Origin of the sequence: Rahnella perminowiae (genome assembly GCF_019049755.1) — a bacterium.
GTDB lineage: Bacteria > Pseudomonadota > Gammaproteobacteria > Enterobacterales > Enterobacteriaceae > Rahnella > Rahnella perminowiae.
Map to the genome: position 1 here is coordinate 1 of NZ_JAFMOS010000263.1, position 3,073 is coordinate 3,073.

The 3,073-nt window shown below is 46.8% G+C and carries 4 protein-coding genes and 1 other RNA gene; 2 read left to right on the forward strand and 3 right to left on the reverse strand.

What is annotated here, in order from left to right; genetic code table 11:
* The 3 genes from J1785_RS02025 to smpB all read right to left on the reverse strand — a co-directional run.
* On the reverse strand, positions 1–1,180 hold a 1,180-nt coding region (locus tag J1785_RS02025; protein WP_217218691.1), incomplete at its 3' end, for an integrase domain-containing protein.
* A 192-nt stretch (positions 1,181–1,372) separates the two neighbouring features.
* Positions 1,373–1,736, reverse strand: a transfer-messenger RNA (tmRNA) gene (gene ssrA, locus J1785_RS02030).
* Between the two features lie 49 nt (positions 1,737–1,785).
* Positions 1,786–2,268, reverse strand: coding sequence for an SsrA-binding protein SmpB (gene smpB / locus J1785_RS02035; RefSeq protein ID WP_129952915.1), 483 nt, complete (start codon positions 2,266–2,268; stop codon positions 1,786–1,788).
* A gap of 156 nt (positions 2,269–2,424) precedes the next feature.
* On the opposite strand from smpB, the gene J1785_RS02040 reads away from it, so the two are divergent.
* Together J1785_RS02040 and J1785_RS02045 are read left to right on the forward strand one after the other, a co-directional pair.
* Complete coding sequence (locus J1785_RS02040) at positions 2,425–2,859, forward strand: type II toxin-antitoxin system RatA family toxin (protein ID WP_120506496.1); 435 nt, start codon at positions 2,425–2,427, stop codon at positions 2,857–2,859.
* Positions 2,852–3,073 (forward strand): RnfH family protein (locus J1785_RS02045; protein ID WP_217218692.1); only part of this gene is annotated, 222 nt, incomplete at its 3' end. The genes J1785_RS02040 and J1785_RS02045, both read left to right, overlap by 8 nt.

Sequence of the window (3,073 nt, forward strand, 5' to 3'; positions counted from 1 at the left end):
ATACATAATCACCCCATTTTTCCATCAAAACTATTTTTTGCTCTAGGTAAATGGCTCTATTGTAAGCACTTCTGACCTGATTGCTGTCCCTATGTGCTAATGCTGATTCTATAACATTGGCATCAAAACCAGATTCATTTAAGTATGTACTTGCTATAGAGCGTAACCCATGAGCTACTAAACGGCCTGTATAACCAACACGTTTTAATGCAGCGTTCGCCGTTTGGCTGTTCATTGGTTTATGGGGGGTATTGCGGCTTGGGAATACATATTTCAGATGCCCACTAATATCGCTCATAATTTTCAATATTTCAATCGATTGAGGTGATAGTGGAACTATATGTTCTCGTTTTGCTTTCATTCGGGCGGCTGGGATAGTCCACAGCTTCGTATCAAAATCAATCTCTTTCCAACTAGTTTCAGAAGCCTCAGCTGGGCGTGCTAAGGTCAATAACTGCCATTCAATAAGACACCTAGTTGGCACAGATAGATTCGACATTGCTAAAGAATATAAAAGCTCACTTAATTCTTCAGGCCGAAGTGTTGGCATATTTTGTTTTTTGGGTTTTTCAAAAGCCATTCCGATACCTGAAGCTGGATTTGCCTCAATCAGTCCAACATTCACCGCATAAATCATAATTTCATTGATTCGCTGGACTAACCGCCTGACCGTCTCTAACGCTCCGCGCGCTTTGATTGGTTCTAGAGCTTGAATCAGGGTGCGAGCCTTAAGCTCCTGAACAGGAACATTTTCAATACTGGGCAGGATGTCTTTCTCAATAGAACGCCAGATATCTTTAGCGTGGTCAGCGCTGACGTGACTTTGCTTCAGCTCGAACCATTTACGTGCAACATTGACGAAAATGCTTTCCTGAGCGATTTGGAGCTTCTCTGCCTCTTCACCAGCTCTTGTTTGCGGGTCTATTCCTTTGACTAACATCGCAAGCTTCTCAGCGCGCACTTCTCTGGCATCAGCCAGTGAAAGTGCAGGATAAGCGCCGAGGCTAATCATGGTGCGTTTTGAAGTACCAGGTACCTGGTAGCGAAAGCGCCAAATTTTCTTGCCAGTGGTTTTTACCAGGAGAAAGAGTCCGTCACCGTCATGCAAGGTGAGATCTTTATCGGTGGCTTTGGCTTTTTGTACTTCGGTGTGGGTGAGGGGGCGTGTAGTCCGCGCCATGCAAGGATCTTCCCTAATTGGTATACGTTTATTGGTATATATCTTAGCGTATACCAATTCGTATACCAATAGACGCCGGTTTCAGGCGGATCTTCTCGGACTTCTACAGACACAAAAAAGCCCGCAAACCTAGGAGGGATGCGGGCTTTCAGGACTTCTCCGGACTTATCTGGTAATAACCGGATCATTATTTGGTGGAGCTGGGGGGATTTGAACCCCCGTCCGAAATTACTACACCGTCGGCACTACATGCTTAGTCCAATCTTTACATTCGCCGGTTAGCTGCGGATGGACACGCCACTAACAAACTATCCTGATTGGGTTTAACGCTTTCACCCCAGGCAAGGTGTCCACGCGATCTCTTTTAGGTTTGACCTCTCTTGATCCCCGTCCTAAGAGCGGAGGCTAGGGAGAGAGGGCTCTGAGCAGGGTATTAAGCTGCTAGGGCGTAGTTTTCGTCGTTTGCGACTATTTTTTTGCGGCTTTTTACGAGGCCAACCGCCCCTCGGCATGCTCCTTGGGCTTCGCAAATCCCGTCGAATCCAGAATCAGCCCCAAGTACTGTTGTGCAGTATATCAGAAAAACACCATGCGAAGCCAGAGGCTTAGCGGTTTGCATTCTTCATGATACGTGCTTTGTCTACTTTCCATTCACGATCTTTGATGTCATCGCGCTTGTCGTGCTCTTTCTTACCTTTCGCCAGGCCAATTTTTACTTTGGACCAGGCGTTTTTCCAGTACATAGAAAGCGCGACGACGGTGTAACCATCGCGGCTGACCTTGCCGAACAACGTTTCCAGCTCACGTTTTTTCAGCAACAGTTTTCTTGTGCGTGTCGGGTCACAGACGATATGACTCGACGCCACATTGAGAGGTTGAATGGTTGCGCCAAAAAGAAAGGCTTCACCGTCGCGGAATGTGACATAGCTGTCAGTGATGTTTGCTTTACCAGCACGCATCGATTTGACTTCCCATCCCTGCAAAGCAAGCCCCGCCTCGATTTCATCTTCAATGAAATATTCATGGCGAGCGCGTTTGTTCATCGCGATAGTCGCGGAACCGGGTTTATGTGCTTTTTTCTTTGTCATAGTGACACTTATTATACTGTAAGCGATGCCGATTGAAATCCCCACGCAGTCAGAGTCGGATGTTTTTCCTGTTTGTGGCACCCTGTGCTTCGTAGTTTTTATTACCGCGTGGATAAATGGTATTATCTGTACGTTTTATGACACCTGGGAAATGATATGCCACAGATAAGTCGTTCTGCGCTTGTGCCGTTCAGCGTGGAACAGATGTACACCTTAGTGAATGATGTCGATGCTTACCCGCAATTTCTGCCCGGTTGTACCGGCAGCCGCATTCTGGAAAACAGCGATTCGTCGATGACCGCAGCGGTTGATGTTTCCAAAGCAGGCATCAGTAAAACTTTTACTACCAAAAATACGTTAATCAGCAATAAACGTATTGATATGCAACTGGTGGATGGCCCGTTTCGTAAACTGACCGGCGGATGGGATTTCATCGAACTTAGCCCGGACGCCTGCAAAGTTCAGCTCAGCCTTGATTTTGAATTTACAAATAAATTGATTGAGTTAGCCTTCGGTAAAATCTTCAAAGAACTGGCTGGCAGCATGGTTCAGGCCTTCACGTTGCGCGCGAAAGAGGTCTACAGTGTCTGAGATCAACGTTGAAGTGGTCTACGCTTTACCGGAACGCCAGTATCTGCGAACGGTAAAACTGGCAGAGGGGAGCAGCGTCGAGCAGGCGGTGAAGGCTTCCGGTTTACTTGAACTGCGTCAGGATATCGATCTAAAACAGAACAAGCTAGGTATCTACAGCCGGCCGGTGAAGCTTGCGGATACAGTCAATGATGGTGATCGCGTTGAAATTTAT